Below are 16,888 nucleotides of genomic sequence, written 5' to 3'. Positions count from 1 at the left end.
GCACCAGTACAAAAACTCAGTGGACTCCCCGTCCAAAAAGCGGGGAGACTCCACGTCCACAAAGTCCCTAGACTCCAAGTCCAAAAAGTAGCTAGACTCCAAGTCCAAAAACCTCATGGACATAACAACGTTAGTTCAGGAGTTGCGCGGGAAGTGGTTAGCGGGAAAGCCTTTAATCCTTATCGGGTTCATAAATGCGGTCGGCCTGAGGAGCCCGGTTCCCCCGAGTCTTGCCTCTTCCACGGCGCTTTTCGGAAAGGTCGTGGATTTCGCGCATGCGTGGCTCGGGATCTAGGCGGTTGGCTACTACCTTGCGGGCGGAGCGTACCGCGGATTTAGCGGCAGGGGAGTTAACGGTCTTTTCGTATGCGCCCTTAATCTGGTGGTAGCGTTTGCGCCCAGCCTTAGTGCCAAATACGTAGCCTGCGGCGGCGCCGAAGACGAATTGGATCATTATTGACTAATTCCCTTTAATTCTAAGCGAGCAAAATTTCTTCTCCAGCCTACCCCGGATGTGCGCTTTCGTGTCGAAACTACCCGGTCAAAATCCCTTCCTGTTTTCGGCGGCACCGATTCGTGCTAAGTTGATTTAATGATTTTTCATGAGGATCGGCATTCGGCTACGGCAGCCGAGGCGGCGGGGTTGTCCGCGCATGGTGCTGAACCGTTTGGTGAAACGCGGTTCTCAGTGGAAAGGCAGAGGACATCGATTAGCTTGAGCGCTCATACAACTGATTGTTTGAAAAAGCATTGAAAAAGGTTAGTGTGCAGTTCATATGTCCTTAACGTTGGTTGGTTAGTGTTCAAAGGAAAAAACTTCTAGCTGAAAGTTTCGATACATGACCCTTATCTTCAATCGTGGTGTTTCGCGTCGAGTACTTGCTCTCGGAGCGGCCGCCAGCTTCACCGTTGCTTCTTTTGCACCCGCTGCACAGGCGGGCGAGCTTTCTTCCAAGGTGCCGCAAGTACAGGGATTTAGCAGTGGATCCAGTATTGGCCCCTCTCCGGTGCAGCATCCGGGCGCACCGGTTCCTAAGCCCTTTGGCCTGGACTACCTTGTAGGCTTTGAATCCGATATTTCATCTTATCAATTTGGCAATTATTGGCAGGTTGTCCGCGGATTTGATCAGATCAAGAACCAGCCGGAGGTCCTTGCAGAAAACCTAGCCAAGGTTGTGGCCATTAACAATGCAGCTGCCGATGACCCTGGGCTGATTGCTCGCGCGCTGTCCGATGCCAAGGCAAGCTCCGGTGGCATGCTCGAGGCCATTTCTGACTCCATGGGAGAGAGCCTGGGTGGCGCATTCCGCGAGGCTTTAGCAGAGCATCGACTGCCCAAGACACAGTACTTACTGGGCAATGGCTACGCTGCGCGTGCCGGTGGACTGGCTAGCTCCACTTTTGCAGAAAAGTATTACTTCCGTTACGACCGCCCGTTCGTACAGGCACCCGATGCTATCAAGCGTTACGAAGACGAGTCGAAGGATATCTATCCCAGCTCACCAGCTTTCCCCTCTGGGCACACGAACCAGGCAACGTGGATCACTACTTTGATGGCCTTCATGCTTCCAGAGATAGGCCCCCAGTTAATGCTGCGCGGCGCGGAAGCGGGATACCACCGCGTTGTACTGGGTGTGCATTACCCGTTGGATGTCATTGGAGGCCGTATGACCGGCCAAGCTGCGGCGGCTGATCGCTTGAACGACGGACGCATGCGCTTTGCATTACAGCAAGCCGCGCAGGAAATTCGGGAAGAGATTCAATGGCGTACGGGGAAAACCGTAGAAGAACTAGTCGCCCAGGATAGAGCGAATGGCAAGGAATACCGCCCCACCGCAGCGGCCGTAGACGAATACACGAATTTGTTGGATTATGATTTCACTCCAAGCAATCCGACAGACGCGCCAATGGTTGTTCCGCAGGCTGCCCCGGTTTTATTAGCCGCCTCTCACCCAGACTTGACTTGGGAACAGCGCGCCGAGGTGTTACGCCAAACCGCGCTCCCCGCTGGCAATCCATTGGATAGGCAAGGCGAGGATGGATCCTGGCAGCGGCTTAACGTTGCCCGCGCCATGGCGGCGCAGGTAAACGTGAATATCGATGGTAGCGTCAACGTGCAAGGCTAGCTTGGTCTCACCCGCATCCCCATAAACCGCCTAGTCCTCGGCACGGAGACTAGGCGTTTTGGATTATTGCCGCCAGGCTTTAGCTGACGTCGATGTAGATGGTAGCCAGCGTGCGGTTTCCGCCGGTGTGACGGGCCTGATCCCGGAAAGGTGGACACGTCGGGAGCTTAGCTATGCTGCTTTGGTCAGTATAGCTGGAGTCCCGGCTTCAAAGACCGTCCGATCTTGCAGTACTTCTTGCTTGAGCTTTGCGTTAAATGATTCTGCTAGGGCGTTATCGCCACTCGTTACTACCGCGCCAATGGACTGGCGTACCTCTAGTGAAGAGTAGTAGTTTCTGAAGGCCTGTGAGGTGTACACACTGCCGTGATCGGCAGTGGAATATAGCCCCGTCAAGACTGGCCGCGCACTCCTGCTGGTAGTAGGCCACGGAATATCCAGCGTGGCACGCGGTGATGCCGATGGCGCGGGCAATGTAGTCTTGCCTATTCCGGTCGGACCTACTGCATGGCCGTGGTCTTCGCTGACGGCTTCGACAAATTCCTATAATCCGGCCCCACACACAAACAACGTGACACGCTCGAGGCCGGAGGTGCTGCGCCAGATGCTCACTCGCAACGCCATCTATATGAAGCAGAATGAGGGTATCAAGATGAAGAGTAGCTTGGTCGTCGTGGACCCCTTCATAGGTTCCCCATTTACATAGGTGACATGTCAATAGAATTTAAGTATCCTGGTGGCAGGCGCACACAAAACGTGTTCGTCGCCACATTAGTTCCAAGAATCCGATTAGAAAGGGGATCCTTTAATGGCTAAGGATTTTGCGGTAACTAACCCTGCTACCAATGAAGTATTAGAGCAATTCGACACCTTCACGGATGAGCAGATTCAAGAAGCTCTAGCTAAGTCCAATGAGGCTTTCCAGATCTGGCGCGAGACTTCTATTGAGGAGCGCGCAAAGATTGTGTCCCGCGCAGCGGATCTGCTCAAGGAGCGTAAAGGCGAGCTAGCCAAGATTGTCGCACAAGAGATGGGTAAGTCCACCCCAGAAGGCGAATGGGAAATTAACTTCTCCGGCGATATCCTGCAGTTCTACGCAGACAAAGCCCCAGAATACAACAAAGACCAACCGGTTGACGTGCCAGGTGGTAAGGCCACCATCCGGCGCCTGCCTATTGGTTCCCTGCTGGGTATCATGCCGTGGAACTATCCCTTTTACCAGGTCGCACGCTTTGCCGGCCCGAACCTGATGAATGGTAACTGCATTATCCTGAAGCACGCCGAAATTACCCCAAAGTCTGCTGCTGTCATCGAGGAGATCTTCCGCGAGGCTGGTCTGCCAGAGGGCGTTTACATCAACGTTTACGCCGACCATAAGCAGATTGAGGAGATCATCGCGGACAAGCGCGTCCAGGGCGTATCTCTGACCGGTTCTGAGCGCGCTGGTGCCGCTGTGGCTGAGATTGCCGGCCGCAACTTGAAGAAAGTTGTGCTCGAGCTTGGTAGCACCGACCCCTACATCATCCTGGATGCAGCCGATGTCACCGCGGCCGCTGAGGAAGCTTGGGCCAAGCGTATCGAGAACATCGGCCAGGCTTGTACCTCCAACAAGCGTATCATTGTCATGGAAGATATTTATGACGAATTTGTTGATGAAATGGTCCGCATTGCAGAGGGGATGAAGCAGGCCGACCCAACTCAGCCTGGCGAGAACCAGTATTATCCCATGTCTTCCCGCGAGGCCGCCGAGAACTTGGACAAGCAGGTCAAGACCGCTGTGGAGAACGGCGCTAAGGTTCGCACTGGTGGCAACCTGCACGAGACGGCTGCGTTTTACGAGCCGACCGTGCTTACCGATGTCCCAGTTGGTTCTGACTCCTACTACGAAGAGTTCTTCGGCCCAGTGGCAGAAATCTACAAGGTGTCCTCTGAAAAGGAAGCCGTAGAGTTGGCCAACAACTCCAATTACGGCCTAGGCGGTGCCGTGTTCTCCGATGACACCGAGCGCGCCACCAAGGTTGCTGACCAGATCGAGGCGGGAATGGTTCACGTCAACCTGGGCCAGTACTTTTCCCCAGTATTGCCATTCGGAGGTATTAAGAACTCCGGCATCGGTCGTGAGCTTTCCGTCTTCGCACTGGACGAGTTTGTGAACAAGCAGTACCTGTATGTCAACGACTAATTGCTCGTTGGCGCTCGCTCAGCGCGCCGCGATCGTGCGGCGAGTGCATAGAGCGCAGTAGGGAAGGGGGCCTAGCCTTGACTGGCTAGGCCCTTTCGCGTGCTCATATGCCGGGGTTAAGGCCAGATTGTGTGTCGGGAGCGAGGATGTTTAGACCCTGGGTCCTGACCCCTGTTTTGTAAACACCTGATATTCGGCCCGGTTGGGTTGGCAAGATTAGTAACCTACCATCTTCAGGTATTCCGAATGTCCCGCGCAATTCCTGCTCGACGACACGGACGAACCCACAAAAGACGAAATAGAAAATAGTTTCAACAGTCACGAATGCTGGTACGAACAACCTTATGAGCTCAGCAAGGATGGTCAACTATAGGAATGGCCGACTCAGTCCTGTCCCACATGAGCAACCCATCATCGTCAGCGCCCTACGGTGCTGCCGCGAGGTTCACTCATATTTTACCGCCATAACTACCAAGTGGTTTATGCAGCATTGAAACGGTGCCATCAAAGACCCCCACTATTTCAACACCCCGCCCGGCACCCTCATACGCCGGCATGGCACCGACTGGGAGGAAGTGTGAACGCGCTAGCCACCGGCATGGGTTGCTAGCGTGTGGCCCCTGGAGCATTCCGAACCGGTGAGCCAGGTCGCGAGGAATGCCACGCCCTGACCTCGGCCGCGTCCCAGAGACGAGAATTGCCAAGAATTGTAGCCACGTGGTCAGGCGTACGGCCGTTAGCGGAATAGGTCCGCCATGTAGCTGGAGATACCCCAATAAACGTGGCGCAAGCTTCCCCAAGCCACAATTCACGCCCGGTGTCTTTGTCTACGATGATGGGGTTCACTTGCGGTCCTTACGGAGGGGCAATGCCAGTTCGGATATGACGAGTGCCACGGGGGCAATTAGGAGCCAATTGGGTACCACTGTTGATATGGCAATGAACGCGGCGAAAGCGGCGGCAGACGCGTAAGTCATGGTCTTTTCCATTATTGTCTCTTCCTTTGTTTTAAACCGACCATACTGCACATATGCACTATGTGCAAACTCTCAATATGTTCTCAAGTAGGAAAACATCGCCCCAGGAAAGCATGCCCCTCAACCAGCACGATCCCGCCCACGCTAAATGTCAAAGACCGTCAGCCAACTCGACGTCGCGCCTCTCATACTCGACGAGCCCAAGCGTTAGGCCCGCTAACTCAACCACCGCCTACTCCGCACACGGCCACCAGAGCCAATAGTGGACATACGGGAAATATGGCTTACCGCAAAAACCTTCACCTACAAGTTGAGAGAAAAGGGGTATGATTTTACCCCCAACCTGCTGCGAAAATGGGCTGAGCGGGGAAAGTACGTAAAAATACCAGTGAACAAAGGCCCAATCTGTACCTTCTGTCGGAGGTATACGCAGTGTTGCAAGAAATATCGAAAGACGCGAACCGTAATGTCCACCCTCGCAACTAGGCTGCGGGATAATCAACTTAGAGGAGGAAAACAATGCGATTGACTATGAAGCGAACCAACACCGCGGAATTAAAAACGAGGCGAGCAGCTCTGACACAGCGTTTGGTGGATGGGTATTCCTCTGTCGAAGGACGGCCGATTACGCGCCGTGACTTGCGAGATTTGGCTTCCATGGGATGTCTCACTGTTGATGAACGGCAACTCTACGACGAGCTTCGTAGAGTTGAAATGATGCTCGATATCGATGACTGAGTCAATATTGCCCAGGAAATACGGAGAAGAGTCGGCCAAGGATTTCGCCGAGGAAGTTAAGAAAACTATAAAAGCCGCACTCCCTGTTGTAGACAGTGACCTGGTCGTTGAGTTCGGAATTAACGAGAGTAACGGAATCATCGTTTTATCCATAGCTGCACCGCTATTTTACGGGCGAGGAACTATCTCGGCGCAAGAACGAAATGAATCAAAGCGCAGTGAGCTCTACGGTCTCGTAGTGGAGTACAAGCTCACACACGACCGTGATGCAACATTTCTGACAGTGAGAAACAGCGCATTTGAAATTCGAGTCCATACGCAATCAGCCATCAAGTTCGAGTACGAGCGTGAAAAAACAACTGCACCAGCCGCCCATATTCACTTCTCTGGCATAGGCGGCCTACTCAGTCCGGCTCTAATGAAAAACGGGAAGAAAAGCAAAAGTGACACCCGAAAAGACGAAAACCTAAAAGCACTCCATATGCCCGTAGGAGGACACCGATTCCGCCCTTCACTGGAAGACTTCTTATATTTCACGATTGAAGAATGCGGATTCTCAGGGAATAACGGATGGCAGAACGCACTGAAGAAATCCCGCGATAGGTGGTTTGACATACAACTTAGAGCAGCGGTTCGTGATAACCCAGACGAAGCGATGAAAGCCCTCGAAGGGCTAGGTTTCAATGTGACCCCACCTAAAGATGGATGCCCAGAGCCTCGCAGGCATACCAGCTGGTGACTGTCACGGCCTAAACGACAGGATGTGTTGGTGAAGTTATATGTTTAGCGCGTCTGGCGTGCTGGTATTAGGATTATTTCACTTATCCGGAGGGATAACGCAGCCTCGGTTCTGAAATACCGCCGGGGGCGTGCTGATGTGCTAGGCGCTGAGGTTCACGATGAATGGATGGGTAAGAATCATCCTCGATGTCCCGTCTGTAGCGGGGCGTGCACGAAAAACGGGACTACAGGCACCAATCCGCTAGCAATGGCGATAGAGCGCCTGTAAAGCCACTGTCACTCGCGCTAGAGGCTGACCCAGGAAAGTGGACGCATCAGGGGGCAGACCCACGAGCTAAAGCGCACACGCTAGCCAGCCAAGAAACACAAGCCACCGGCGGCCGTGAATACGGTCCACCAGCAACTTTCGACAGTGCCTACAACCACTCTATGGGAATACGCAAAGGCCAGGTGCCCTAAACCACGCTGTCCACCAACACAAAATGTCGTTTACTCCGACACGCCGGAAAACAACACATTTTGTCGTTTAACCCGAAACGTGACGACATTTTGACGACATACGGGCCAATAAGTGCCCACATTTAGCAACATGGAGCAACGTCACAAAAACGAATAAACCCCTCTCACCAGCATTTTCGCCGGTATGAGGGGCTTTGAAAACTGCTCCTCCAACTGGGCTCGAACCAGTGACCCTTCGATTAACAGTCGAATGCTCTGCCAACTGAGCTATGGAGGAATAATTATGTTGCACTTCTAACGAGCCGTTCTCTGTGCGACGAGAAATAACTATATAGGCTAATGGTGTTTTCATACAAATCACCTGCTTAACCGGAAAAACTAGGGGTGCAATATGGAGGCGTGCGGATGGCAACGGAAAGCGTATGGCTTTTGCGTTCCTATTGCTGAAGCACTGCCTAGAGCCTGGGTAGGTGGCTATCTTCCCTCTTCCTGAACAGCGTTCAACGCGTTCGGTATCCTCGGCTTATGAACTATTTCTCAGTGCGAATGCGTGCGGATTCTTCGGGCCAACACATTTCGGGTGCAGAGCGCATCGTCAGGTCGCACGAGGTTCCGGCGGTCTGTGCGGCGTTATCTGAACGTGCTATGACGCACCCCAAGGGAATGGCGGAAAATGTCTTCATCACAGTGGAGGCTTTGGATGAATCGGATATTTTGCGTGTCCCTTCCGTGGGCGTACAGGAAGAGGTGATGCAACGGCCTTCGCAGGCGAGGGGAATTATTGAGGAACTACTACGCCCCATGACCGCCCATTCCCAGATAGTTATTGAAGAGACGTTTACCGCCAGAAACATGCGCGGGGCAATGCTTATCGCGGCCGATACTGGCGTGCGCTGCGAACCAGACGTGCAGCGAGGCGTCCGTGTAAGCCACATGGATGCGCATAACGCTAAAGAAGCGGATTTCACAGGTAAGGACGCTGCCCATGAAGCCATCGTTCTGGCGAGCAAAGTTGCCGCGCATCCCGATGTCTTAGCAGAAGTCTGTGTGTCGGATGACCCGGCGTATACCACCGGCTATGTCTGCATAGGTAACACCTACCACCGCTTGCCGCACATTAAAGAACCTGGATCGGATGAGGGGGCGAGAGCGTTCATCATCAAACCAGGAGCCGATATTGAAGCGTTGATAGATTATCTGGAAAACCGCGCCGTACTTGTGGATTTTGAGGCAGACGAGTGAATAAGAGTCTAGAAGAAGTCGCGTCTGCCCGCCTTGATAAGTGGGGAAAGGATGGCCTCTGGCGCAGCCCATCGGTCTTTACACGTGGGCAAGTGCCAGAAAGCTTCGTGCGGACGGCAGCTGAGCATACAGCCAGGCAGGCGGTCCTTTTTAGCTCATCGAATTACCTGGGCCTGGCAGAACATCCGGAGATAAAAAGCGCTGTGAAGGACAGCGTTGATCGCTACGGTGTCGGCTCAGGCGGCTCCCGATTGACCACCGGTACGTCGGATTTACACGTTGCGGTAGAAGCTGCGGCGGCCCGGCTGACTGGGTATCCGGACGCGGTATTCTTTGCTACCGGGTACCAAGCCAATTTATCGACGTTGCAGGCTGTAGCCTCGCCCGAGCTCACCATTATTTCCGATGCGCGCAACCATGCCAGCATTATCGATGGCTGTCGGCTCGCAAAGGCGAGCGGCGCCTCCCTCGTCGTTACCCCACACCGTGATACCCGCGCTGTGGAAGCTGCCTTGGCTACCAGGACCACCAAGTATGCCCTGGTGGTTACTGATGGTCTCTTTTCCATGGACGGGGTGCTCGCGCCCCTGCCTGAGCTAACGCGGGTGGCGCGCGAATACGGGGCATGGCTAATGGTGGATGATGCTCACTCGTTTGGCACCGTTGGCGACCGCGGCCTTGGCCTCCCAGAATATTTTGGCGTTCAGCCCGATATCCAGGTTATTACTGCTAGCAAGGCGCTTGGTGCCGAAGGTGGACTAGTGGCAACGAGTAAACCGGTTGCGCAGCTCTTGCGGCAACAGGCTCGGTCCTTCGTTTTTTCGACCTCGCCCACGCCTGCCACCTCTGCCGCAGTGCTCGCGGCACTAAAACTCATGGAAGCTGATCCCAGTCCGGTTAGGCAGCTGCAGGACAATATTTCATATTGGCACCACACACGCGGGACTACGCCACAGCAAGGGCCCATTATCCCCGTGCATGTGGGCAATGAGGCGGCTGCGATGAGTGCTAGCGCCGCGCTGCTGGACCGAGGACTTATCGTTCCAGCAATCCGCTGGCCCACTGTTGCGCGAGGCGCTGCACTACTCCGCGTTACTCTCATGGCAACCCATACGCGCACGCAGATTAATGCTCTCTGCGCAGAGCTTGAACAGCTGGGTTTATGAGTAAAACGCTCGGTGAGTGCGTTTAATGAACGGACTCCCGGCGAATACACTAGGAACCATCATGAGTAGCTTCATCATTGATTATTCTTGGCTTCACGAGCTGGTGCTGTACGGGCGTGACGCCGAGCTGTCCGCGGCAATTACCGGTAACTGGGACATTATTGAAGCCGTGTGGGATTTGGAGGAAAAGCACGCTATAGAAGATGACTCCAGTTTCTTTGGCGGCGAAAATTGGACCGCGCGCTTTGTATCCGGCCTCGATGATGGCGGCCCCTTGGACGTGGGGGTACTGGACGAAGAAGATACTTCAGTGATGCTCGAGCTCTCCGTTACTGGCGACGATGAAGAAGCACTGGAGCACGCGCTTATCGATGCCACCGAAACCATCACCTGGCATTTCTCCGACTGGGGCTTCGAAGACATCGAGTGGACTGCGATGCCGTGAGAAAAGGAGGTTCCGCCAGCGGGAACGGTTAAACGTTCGTTACGACGTGCCAGATACCGGAACGTTCCGCCTGGAGCCGAGGAGTTCCGAAGCCTTATCTGAGGCTGCCACGTGCGCCCATGAGCTAGTGTTGAAACGTGGCTTGAATCGCGTCATTGGCATGCGCGAACGGAATCCGCTCTTGCTCGATGCGCAGCTTGCCCTCGGTGAAGAGGAGACGGTAGGCGCGCTGCTCTTCGGTGGTGAGGTGGCTAAGCATGGCGGAGCCGTCACCGGGATCGGGGACCGCGAGGTGTCGGAACGCGGTGACGGTGGCAGTATCCATGAGCAGGGACTCCGTGTGGGGAAAATGGGCGCGTACGCCGTTGAGGATGCTGAAGCCGGCGGCGTCAAGATCGCCCCAGTAAGTAATTTCGGCGTGGTGGAGCCAGTCGAGGGCGTGGAGCTGGCGGGCAGCATTGCCGGCACCGAGGATGGCGATGGTGGGTGGGGCGGCAACGGAAAGCAGGGGCAGGGCTAGGAAGGTCTGCTTGTTTTCTACAATGAGAACGCGCGGGGGCGCGGTGGGGAAGAGGCGTGCTGCTTGGGAGAGGGGAACCTCGATATCGGACAACGCTGGGGCATGGTTGAGATAGCGCAGGCGCAGGCGGGCATCGGTGCGGCGCAGCCCCAAATCCGTGATGCCAAAGGGCGAAAGCAGGGCGAGCAACAGGCGGCGGTGGGTGCCAATCCATTTGCCGTCTACTCCTTCGACGGGAACGGCGCGCTCCCACTCGCCGGAATTCGGATGGGCGCGCAGCCAGGTCAAGCATGGCTCTAGGCAGCGCAGATCGTATGCGTTTAGGTCCTTCCACTGGGCATAGGTGCGGTACACGGCGTCGGCGAATGCAGGGGAGTCGGGAAAGATTGAGGCGATGTCGTGTGCGCGCTGTAGCGCGCGGGAGTACTCGGAGTTAAGGCCCGCGACCGCGGCGATCCGCCGCGCGCCGCTAAGGACCGCGCGGGTTGGCACCGAATTGGTGCCCAGGCCGGTGCTGGACCAATTGCGGGATGCGTAGTGGATCTCTTCCGGGTGCGGCCAGCGCTGCCAGGCGCGAATAAACTCCTGGGTGGCGGGGACATCGCGCGCGGCGTTGGCGGCCGTAGGCGGGTGCAGCGGCCAGTCGATTCTCAGCGAATCCGGGGCGGCTAAGGCCTCAGCGAAGTGGTTGCGCAGGTATTTTGCCGCATGCGCGTGGAGGTCGCTAGGCATCCGCATCGGCAGACTCCGGGGACTTGTGGGGGTAGGTGGTGGCATCGATAAGCGAATAGCCCGTACGCGCCTGCGGGCGGCCCTGAATAAAAGGCTCGTCGTAATTGACCACTATGGTGCCATCCACGTACGGCGAGAGCGTCTGGATGAGTTTGAATGGCGTTGCCAAAATCATGTGGAAACCAAAGGACGCAAACACGGACATAGCGGTGCGCGTAAAGGCTGGGTCGGCGCGGTCGAAAGCCTCATCCAAAATAATGGAACCGTAGGTGGGCACGTCCTGATCCGGCTCCGCCAGCCGGAAGCGCAGCGCCGCAGCCAAGCAGAAGAACACCAGCTTTTGGGCCTGGCCGCCCGACAGGGAGGCGGAATCCTGATACGTATTGGCGGTCGTGCCATCGGGATAGCACTCACGGCCGATGAAGCTGACATGCTTGCGCGTATCGAGAACCAGGTTGCGCCACCGAATGTCCTCCGCCTCAGACGAGCCCAAGCGGCTGAGAATCTTATCCAGGGCGTGATAGCGCACTACCGCAGCTTCGGGATCATCGGCACTAATTTCCGCCAGGCTATGGGACGTTGCGGCATCGAGATCCCGCTGGAAGTCTTGCACCACCTGACCCCGGGCATCCTTCACATCGATCCGTAGGGTGCGGTCGCCGTTGAAGGGCGTGCGCTGCAAAGACTTATTAATAAACTCCATGCGCTGCTCGATATCGCTACGGGCATGGCGAAGTGACGAGGCGAGGTGCGATAGGTTCTGCACCGTCGTGCCATTAAGCAGCTCCAAAAACTTAGCGCGAAAATCGGCCAGGCGGTCCGCGCGCAGGAACTTGAGCTTCTCCATGCCCTCGCCAGCGAAGCTGGCCTGCGGCTCCAAATCAGCGGCTTCCGCGGGCCACTGCGATAGGTACTTGTGGAGGACGGAGACAATCTTGGCATTCGTCTCCTCGATGCGGCGCGCTGCCGTGCGTGCGGTTTCTTGCAGGCTGGCTTGCACCTCATCGCGCCGGGCATCGATGTCATCGATGGTGAGTTTTCTTCTGCCTTTGTGCAGAGCCTCTTCGACTGCCGCAGCGATGCCCTGATCCGCCACCATGGGCACAGTTCCGATGCTGCGGCGCCGTTGGGAGGAACGGTTCAGCTCGCCCTCCACATTACCGAGATGTTTTTGGGCTTCGTTTAGTTGGGTGCGGGCAGCAGTAAGCTTTTCTCTCGCCTGCTCGTGCGCTTTGGCTAGGGCCTGCGCCTCTGGGGAGGAAGCCAAAGAATCATATTGTTCTTGCAAATCGCGCTTGCGCGCCTCAGCGGATGCGGTATCAATATCCTGAAACTTGGTCTCTAGTACACGTTGTGCTTTATCGCGTTGTGTGCGCAGGATATCCATCTTCCGGTTGAGCTCGTGGACCTGTTTTGCCCTAGCGCGAGCACTGGCCTTCGCTTCGCCCAATTGGGAACGCAGGAGCTCAATCTTGGCGGTATTAGTAGAACCTACTCGGTACCACCGCGTGCCATTAAAGCGCGTGCGATCATCCTTGATAAATCGCGTTGAGCCATCCTTGTCCTTGGGTCGGCTTTCCAGGCCATCGTGCGTGACAGCCGGGGTCTTGGTTACCTGTTCGAGGGCGGCCACCGAGTTGACACATTCGTAGTTAAAACGGCTTGAAATATGGTGGCGCACCCACTGCGCCATGGGGTGGTCCTGAAACTCCAATTTGTGGATGAGTTGGTGCGGGCTGCGCGCGGGGGCAGGCGCCGGAGCGAACTCCGGGATAGTGCGGTATTCGAGCCGTGTGCCCACGTTGCGAGAATTGACCCACTGGTTAATGGCTTCCCGTGCGGTTTCTGGAACAAGCAGGGTAGCGGCGAATGTGTGCAGCAGTTTTTGGATCACCGGTTCCCACTCCGCCTGCTGCGGGGCGATATCTAGGAGCTCTCCAGCGAAAGGAAGCTCCGATTCTGCGTAGCCAGTATCTTGGGCGAGTTGGGTGCGCAGCTCTACGAGGGCCTTATCGATATTGGTACGCCGCGAGCTAAAGGAGCGCAGTTCACTTTCTAGGCATGCATAGGCTGTCGCAGCATCGCGAGCGGCAACACCGGCTTCTTGCTGCTGCTCAGCAAGCTGGGCCGAGTCAGCCTCAAAGTCCGCGATGCGCAGACGGGCATTTGCCTGCAGTTCGGCGAAGCCGTGTGGGTTGAGCTCAAAGTGATCAGTCCATTGTTCAGCGGCAGTGGCCAGGTGTTGGAACTCTTTAGAGCGGTGCTCAATTTCTTTCTCCGCGGTTTCAATTTTGGCTTCTAGTGCGGCCAGCTCGCCGGCACTGAGCTGGGAGACCGCTACTGCGGCGCGACGCTCGGCATCGTCAAGGTGCTCGACCTCCGCTTCGAGTGCCTCGGCTGCAGATTGTGCCTCTGCCTGTTGGGCAGTCAGCACGCGGATGCGATAGTCCAGTTCTTCTGCCACCAAGCGGGCGCGCACCGCCGGTAGCGCCTCATTCATCGCCTCAGCTTTGTGTTTATCCGCCTCTGCGCAGGTGCGCTGGGAGTGCAATTGGGGCAGGGGAGCCAGGGTCTCAATCTGGGCCTTGACATCCTCTACTCGCAGGTATGCTTGGCGCAGATCTTCAAACTGCTCCACTGCTTTCTCCGCCCGCTCGAAGGTAGACGGTGTATCTAGCATATAGTCCCGAAAAAGCTGGTCCAGGCTGGATAAGGACTTGGCGGACTGCGTGCGGTGCAGCAGGATTTGGCCCTGCTCACTCTTGATGCCTAGGCGTTTGCGGAATCGATCCGCAAACGTGTTGTACGTCGGCGTAAATGAAGCGCCAGGCCCCTTATACATGGCTTTAATCTTGCGGGTATCTAGGCTGCGGGTGAGCAGAGGGCTGAGCTTATCGATGTCCTCGTCTCCCCGCACAACCCCATAGAGCCTTTTAATCTGGCCCACCGAATTTTCACCACCGTTGAGGCGGAAGATGGCAATGAGGGTGTGCTGCGTTCCAGCCCCATTATCATAGGTCAACGCCACCACCGAGTTCGTTGCGCCCTCACGCAGGTACTCCGGGGCAATTTCACCCGTGTGCGCATTTTCCTGCTGCCGCCACGCTCCGCGAATATAGGAGACGAGGTTGCGCCCATTATGTCGCCCGAGGTCTTGCTGTGATGCCGCGTTGAACTTGAGATCCTTCTGCGGAACCAACACAGCCGACATCGCGTCAAGCAGCGTGGATTTGCCTGAACCGGATCCACCGGTAATGAGGAAGCCCTTGCGGGCTACCGGTATGGAAAAGTAGCCGTGAAAAGTACCCCAGTTAATGAGCTGGATACGGCTGATACGGAATTGGCCGGGATAGAGATTAGGCATCGGAAGCATTCTCCTGGTCATCCTCGGCACCTGCTAGCCGGGCGTACTCATTCCGAATGGCGGTAACCGTGGCGGCATCGAAAAGCTGCCGCAAGACGGGTGATACCTCGAAACGCCCTTCCGTCTCAGTTGCGCTCAGCAGTGAATACTCATTCCGGATCCGTTTAATCGCCGCATTGAACCGGTTATTGAACCCGGCTTCATCGCGGTAATCAACCGCGCGGACGTATCCAATGCCCTCCCGCAGATCTTCTATGTCTACGATCACACGTTCACCGGGTAGCGCCAAGCCAAGTTCCTGGCGTAGGTTCAGGAGGATGGCGGTATCGATGTGCTTGAGCTTATCCGTGCGCAGCACCTGTGGAATAGGCAGCGTCTCCTCTTCTACCATCCGGGTAAAGGCAAACCCTTCTCCTTCATCGACCACCAGCTCAAGAAATACCTCATGGAGGCGGGCCCGCAGATTGTCTTCGTCCGAGATAATGGCGGACCATAAGACAGGTTCCTTGTGTGCACGCACCAGCGGCCCCTTCAAAAGCTGCACTAACGCGCGGCGCGAGTTATAGGTTAGCGTTCCTTTATCGCTTTCCCACAGCGGGGGCTCATGGGCGGAATCGACGCGATGATTATCAGTAGCGGTCACTATAACTCCTTAACAGTGGTGCTATCGAAATACATAGTAGGGATATACGCCGCGCGAATGGTCCCATCTCCTTCGGTCCACGTGACTTTTTCGTCAGCATCATGCAAACCCGGCAGTGGGTGCTGGTACGCAATGTGCACCAAACCCACGACGCTGGCGAGACCCTGCGTGGGCGGGTACTCCTGCATTACCTGGCCAATCGTGCATGGACCAGCCTTGCCGACAGCCCCGCGAATCGCCGCATGCAATTCCTCAAAGTCAATTTCTGATTCGCGCACTAACTCATACAATGCCCCCGCGTTTTCCTGGCGCGGCTGGAAGGCTTCCGGTGTTTCCTCCACGACTTCGCGTCCCGGGTTGGCTAAGTGGATGCGCGAGACCGAGTGAATGGGCATGCCGATGCGCTGCAGGGGTGTTTCCATGCGGTGAAAGGCTTTCAGCTCTGATGCCTGCGCGGCATCAATGGCCATGCCCCGTGCTTCACGCAGTAGTTCAATCATGCGCCGATCTTCTGCAAATTGTTCCGAAGAGACATAGTTGCGCAAGCTGCGCGCAAGGCCAGTCATTGTTTGATTGACCTCGAAGCTCGTTTCTTCCATATCGCGAAAGAGATTCCGTAGCTGCTGCCGGCTCTCTGGTGCCAGCTCATGGCCAACGTCGCTTTCTAAAACCTGGTTAATCCACTGGTCCATCCACGCACTGCGTTCTCTGTCCATGAGGTAGGAATAGAATCCCCGAAAGCTACGGCCGGCATCCGATTCGGCGATGTGGTCCACGCCGCTGAAAATTTCCTCAAGCACGTCACCGCGGTAGCCTTCTGGATCCAGTAGTTGGCGGCGTAACCGGTGATTGAGGGCTTCGAGTTCATGGCGCACTCTGGCGAAATCGCTCGGGACAGCCATAGCCATATTCAGCACGTCGTGGACGCGCTCCTCCGTCTGTGCCGCGGTTAGCTTTTCAAACTGCCCTAAATAAGCCTTGTCAATTTCGCGGTCAATGCGGTCTCGTTCTGCCTCTAAGCTGGCGACGCGACTCGAAATATCCTCGTTGGTATCCCGCGCCAAACGCTGCAGTGCCGAGCTGATAGATTCCACCCGGGACGCCGTGACCGTGGTAACCGGTGTTTCCCACCGTTCAACGGCCTCGAGCGCAGACAGAGCTTCCTCGCTCGGCTCTAAGGTTTCGCCGCGTGAGCTCCTACCAGACTTTCTGACAAGCCAACCAGCTTTCACCCAGTCATTGCAATAGTTTTGCGGCGTGCGCGGCATGGGGAACTCACTGGCAAGTACCTCGAAATCTGTGACCATGAGCTCGTATACCTCTGCCGCCGACCGTGCCCGAGTACCACGGGGGAAGTACTCAGCAATCAGCGCCAAAATCACCGGAGCATTATCGGCGGCCAGCAGCCGGACGGCAGCCGAATCATGTAATAACCGCCGCAGTGAAAGGGCGCGAGCTTCAACAGACATGATTCGATTGTGCCAGCTACGCCGGACACATGCAGCGTAGTTTGACTTACTTATTCGAATCGGAGGGGCCACCGCACATGGCAA

The 16,888-nt window shown here is 56.0% G+C and carries 14 protein-coding genes, 1 tRNA gene and 1 pseudogene; 8 read left to right on the top strand and 8 right to left on the bottom strand.

Features of this window, described 5'->3' with window-relative positions; all coding sequences use genetic code 11:
• Positions 1-172: 172 nt before the first annotated feature.
• Complete coding sequence (locus tag D9V82_RS05635) at positions 173-454, bottom strand: hypothetical protein (RefSeq protein WP_121911444.1); 282 nt, start codon at positions 452-454, stop codon at positions 173-175.
• 385 nt (positions 455-839) lie between these two features.
• On the opposite strand from D9V82_RS05635, the gene D9V82_RS05630 reads away from it, so the two are divergent.
• Positions 840-2,126, top strand: coding sequence for an acid phosphatase (locus tag D9V82_RS05630; protein ID WP_121911443.1), 1,287 nt, complete (start codon positions 840-842; stop codon positions 2,124-2,126).
• A gap of 222 nt (positions 2,127-2,348) precedes the next feature.
• On the opposite strand, the pseudogene D9V82_RS12630 reads toward D9V82_RS05630, so the two are convergent.
• Positions 2,349-2,526 (bottom strand): annotated as a pseudogene (locus D9V82_RS12630) (IS3-like element IS1206 family transposase); the annotation flags it as partial.
• Between D9V82_RS12630 and D9V82_RS12025 the strand changes: the two are divergent.
• On the top strand, positions 2,503-2,832 hold the full coding sequence (locus tag D9V82_RS12025) for a hypothetical protein (RefSeq protein ID WP_147446189.1): 330 nt from the start codon (positions 2,503-2,505) through the stop codon (positions 2,830-2,832). The pseudogene D9V82_RS12630 and the gene D9V82_RS12025 overlap by 24 nt on opposite strands.
• A gap of 102 nt (positions 2,833-2,934) precedes the next feature.
• A complete protein-coding gene (locus D9V82_RS05620; RefSeq protein WP_121911441.1) occupies positions 2,935-4,308 on the top strand; it encodes an NAD-dependent succinate-semialdehyde dehydrogenase in 1,374 nt (457 codons plus the stop codon).
• Between the two features lie 842 nt (positions 4,309-5,150).
• Here D9V82_RS05620 and D9V82_RS12890 read toward each other — a convergent pair.
• Positions 5,151-5,285, bottom strand: coding sequence for a hypothetical protein (locus tag D9V82_RS12890; protein WP_259466278.1), 135 nt, complete (start codon positions 5,283-5,285; stop codon positions 5,151-5,153).
• A gap of 531 nt (positions 5,286-5,816) precedes the next feature.
• On the opposite strand from D9V82_RS12890, the gene D9V82_RS05610 reads away from it, so the two are divergent.
• Both D9V82_RS05610 and D9V82_RS05605 read left to right on the top strand, forming a co-directional pair.
• Entirely contained in the window at positions 5,817-6,023 is a 207-nt protein-coding gene (locus D9V82_RS05610; RefSeq protein WP_147446159.1) for a hypothetical protein, read from the top strand.
• Positions 6,016-6,762, top strand: a complete 747-nt coding sequence (locus tag D9V82_RS05605; protein ID WP_121911438.1) for a hypothetical protein — start codon at positions 6,016-6,018, stop codon at positions 6,760-6,762. The genes D9V82_RS05610 and D9V82_RS05605 overlap by 8 nt, the downstream gene beginning before the upstream one ends.
• A gap of 665 nt (positions 6,763-7,427) precedes the next feature.
• Here D9V82_RS05605 and D9V82_RS05595 read toward each other — a convergent pair.
• Positions 7,428-7,500: transfer RNA gene (locus tag D9V82_RS05595), tRNA-Asn, on the bottom strand.
• A 248-nt stretch (positions 7,501-7,748) separates the two neighbouring features.
• On the opposite strand from D9V82_RS05595, the gene D9V82_RS05590 reads away from it, so the two are divergent.
• The 3 genes from D9V82_RS05590 (at position 7,749) to D9V82_RS05580 (ending at position 10,076) form a co-directional block, all read left to right on the top strand.
• The gene (locus D9V82_RS05590; RefSeq protein ID WP_239088636.1) at positions 7,749-8,465 is read left to right on the top strand and encodes a 6-carboxyhexanoate--CoA ligase; all 717 of its coding nucleotides are present in this window, start codon (positions 7,749-7,751) and stop codon (positions 8,463-8,465) included.
• Complete coding sequence (locus D9V82_RS05585) at positions 8,462-9,631, top strand: aminotransferase class I/II-fold pyridoxal phosphate-dependent enzyme (RefSeq protein ID WP_121911436.1); 1,170 nt, start codon at positions 8,462-8,464, stop codon at positions 9,629-9,631. Before D9V82_RS05590 ends, D9V82_RS05585 begins: the two co-directional genes overlap by 4 nt.
• A gap of 61 nt (positions 9,632-9,692) precedes the next feature.
• A complete protein-coding gene (locus tag D9V82_RS05580) occupies positions 9,693-10,076 on the top strand; it encodes a hypothetical protein (RefSeq protein ID WP_121911435.1) in 384 nt (127 codons plus the stop codon).
• 124 nt (positions 10,077-10,200) lie between these two features.
• Here D9V82_RS05580 and D9V82_RS05575 read toward each other — a convergent pair whose 3' ends face one another.
• The 4 genes from D9V82_RS05575 to D9V82_RS05560 are packed head-to-tail and all read right to left on the bottom strand — an operon-like array spanning position 10,201 to position 16,804.
• Positions 10,201-11,328, bottom strand: a complete 1,128-nt coding sequence (locus D9V82_RS05575) for a Wadjet anti-phage system protein JetD domain-containing protein (protein ID WP_234457416.1) — start codon at positions 11,326-11,328, stop codon at positions 10,201-10,203.
• Positions 11,321-14,692 carry an ATP-binding protein gene (locus D9V82_RS05570; protein WP_121911453.1) on the bottom strand — a complete coding sequence of 1,124 codons (3,372 nt, stop codon included), beginning with the start codon at positions 14,690-14,692 and terminating at the stop codon, positions 11,321-11,323. The genes D9V82_RS05575 and D9V82_RS05570 overlap by 8 nt, the downstream gene beginning before the upstream one ends.
• Complete coding sequence (locus D9V82_RS05565; RefSeq protein WP_121911433.1) at positions 14,685-15,335, bottom strand: DUF4194 domain-containing protein; 651 nt, start codon at positions 15,333-15,335, stop codon at positions 14,685-14,687. Before D9V82_RS05565 ends, D9V82_RS05570 begins: the two co-directional genes overlap by 8 nt.
• Positions 15,335-16,804, bottom strand: a complete 1,470-nt coding sequence (locus D9V82_RS05560; protein ID WP_121911432.1) for a DUF3375 domain-containing protein — start codon at positions 16,802-16,804, stop codon at positions 15,335-15,337. Before D9V82_RS05560 ends, D9V82_RS05565 begins: the two co-directional genes overlap by 1 nt.
• Between the last annotated feature and the right edge of the window lie 84 nt (positions 16,805-16,888).

The organism is Corynebacterium macginleyi (assembly GCF_003688935.1).
In the GTDB taxonomy this organism is placed as follows: Bacteria; Actinomycetota; Actinomycetes; order Mycobacteriales; family Mycobacteriaceae; genus Corynebacterium; species Corynebacterium macginleyi.
Note: the sequence above shows the minus strand (reverse complement) of the source record. Positions and strands in the feature narration are given on the sequence as shown.

What these genes read in the sequence shown, in the direction of transcription:
- D9V82_RS05635 (WP_121911444.1), bottom strand. Translation starts at nt 454, where the DNA reads ATGATCCAATTCGTCTTCGGCGCCGCCGCAGGCTACGTATTTGGCACT.
- D9V82_RS05630 (WP_121911443.1), top strand. Translation starts at nt 840, where the DNA reads ATGACCCTTATCTTCAATCGTGGTGTTTCGCGTCGAGTACTTGCTCTC.
- D9V82_RS05620 (WP_121911441.1), top strand. Translation starts at nt 2,935, where the DNA reads ATGGCTAAGGATTTTGCGGTAACTAACCCTGCTACCAATGAAGTATTA.
- D9V82_RS12890 (WP_259466278.1), bottom strand. Translation starts at nt 5,285, where the DNA reads ATGACTTACGCGTCTGCCGCCGCTTTCGCCGCGTTCATTGCCATATCA.
- D9V82_RS05610 (WP_147446159.1), top strand. Translation starts at nt 5,817, where the DNA reads ATGAAGCGAACCAACACCGCGGAATTAAAAACGAGGCGAGCAGCTCTG.
- D9V82_RS05605 (WP_121911438.1), top strand. Translation starts at nt 6,016, where the DNA reads ATGACTGAGTCAATATTGCCCAGGAAATACGGAGAAGAGTCGGCCAAG.
- D9V82_RS05590 (WP_239088636.1), top strand. Translation starts at nt 7,749, where the DNA reads ATGAACTATTTCTCAGTGCGAATGCGTGCGGATTCTTCGGGCCAACAC.
- D9V82_RS05580 (WP_121911435.1), top strand. Translation starts at nt 9,693, where the DNA reads ATGAGTAGCTTCATCATTGATTATTCTTGGCTTCACGAGCTGGTGCTG.
- D9V82_RS05575 (WP_234457416.1), bottom strand. Translation starts at nt 11,328, where the DNA reads ATGCCTAGCGACCTCCACGCGCATGCGGCAAAATACCTGCGCAACCAC.
- D9V82_RS05570 (WP_121911453.1), bottom strand. Translation starts at nt 14,692, where the DNA reads ATGCCTAATCTCTATCCCGGCCAATTCCGTATCAGCCGTATCCAGCTC.
- D9V82_RS05560 (WP_121911432.1), bottom strand. Translation starts at nt 16,804, where the DNA reads ATGTCTGTTGAAGCTCGCGCCCTTTCACTGCGGCGGTTATTACATGAT.